The 1,356-nt window shown below is 63.3% G+C and carries 2 protein-coding genes; both read left to right on the top strand.

What is annotated here, in order from left to right; all coding sequences use genetic code 11:
• Positions 1–327 (top strand): transposase (locus ACZ4TW_RS24010; protein WP_465547024.1); only part of this gene is annotated, 327 nt, incomplete at its 5' end.
• Positions 249–1,097: an alpha/beta hydrolase family protein gene (locus tag ACZ4TW_RS24005; RefSeq protein WP_465547027.1), complete on the top strand. Its 849-nt coding sequence runs from the start codon at positions 249–251 to the stop codon at positions 1,095–1,097. The genes ACZ4TW_RS24010 and ACZ4TW_RS24005, both read left to right, overlap by 79 nt.
• The last annotated feature ends 259 nt before the right edge of the window (positions 1,098–1,356 follow it).

The following is a 1,356-nucleotide window of genomic DNA, read 5'->3' as shown; positions in this document are numbered from 1 at the left end:
GCCGTCTATCAAGACCTGATCGACGCCTACGACCAGCCGCACAAGCGTGACGGGAAGATCGCGATGTACAAGCTGCTCAAACGCATCCACACCGGTGTGCCGAAAGAATTGGCCGAACTCGCCCAACTCGGCCGCTCGTTGTGGGCCCGCCGGAACGAGACCTTGGCCTACTTCGACACCGGCGCCTCCAACGGACCCGTGGAAGCCATCAACGGCCGTTTGGAACACCTCCGCGGCATCGCGCTCGGATTCCGCAACCTCGGCCACTACATCTTGCGATCACTCATCCACTCCGGCGGCCTGGCACAACACCTCGATGCACTCTGAATCCGGAAGAGCCCTTCTACCTGCGGACCGGCACTCACGCCGTCGACACCGTCCCGTTGGTCGTGCTGATCCACGGTGGCAGTTGGCAGTCGCACATCGGGTTCGACACGATGAGTTTCTACGCCGCAGACCTCGCCCGCCGCGGCATGGCGGTCTACAATATCGAGTACCGTCGCGTCGGTTCCGGCGGCGGCTGGCCGACGACGTTTACCGATGTCGCCGACGCACTCGACCTCGTCCCCGAGATCGATAAGAAGCACCCCGAGATCACGACCGACGACGAACTCGTCGTCGGCCACAGCGCCGGCGCCCAGCTCGCGGTGTGGGCGGGCACGCGCAACAAACTGAACGCGAATGAGGTCGGGTCGGAGCCGAAGTTCCGGCCCACACGGGTCGTGTCCTTGGCCGGTCCGCTGGACATGATCTACGCGGTGCGCCACGGCGATGATCGGATCGTGACGGCCCTCGGCGGGACGCCGGCGCAGGTGCCCGACCGGTACACCTCGGTCGATCCGATCCAGAACATCGACCCGGAGATGCCGGTGATCGCGATCCACGGCGACAAGGACACCATCGTCCCTCCCACGAACTCGGAGCGCTACATCGACGCGGTGGAGAAGGTGAACGGTATCGGGGACCTGGTGATCGCGACCGGCGAGGATCACACCTCGATCGTCAGCCCGAAGTCGCGGGTCTATCCGACGATCATGGATATCATCGGTGACGCGTCAGGCAAGACCATCGAGCAACTGGACGATCTCTACAACTGACGCTCCGATAGGCGGGTGAGCTACTGGTCGCGACCGTACGCTGCTCCTGTCGCGGTCGACAGCCATTGTTGCGCTGTGTGGAAGATCGCTCGGTGATGGGTGCTCGTGGTTGTTCTGAGGTGTAGCGCACGGTGGCGAAATGTCCACTCTTGCGACAGTTTGGTGGCTCTTCCGGATTCAGAGTGCATCGAGGTGTTGTGCCAGGCCGCCGGAGTGGATGAGTGACCGCAAGATGTAGTGGCCGAGGTTGCGGAATCCG

This window comes from Agromyces sp. NPDC029043, assembly GCF_055564615.1.
Note: the sequence above shows the minus strand (reverse complement) of the source record. Positions and strands in the feature narration are given on the sequence as shown.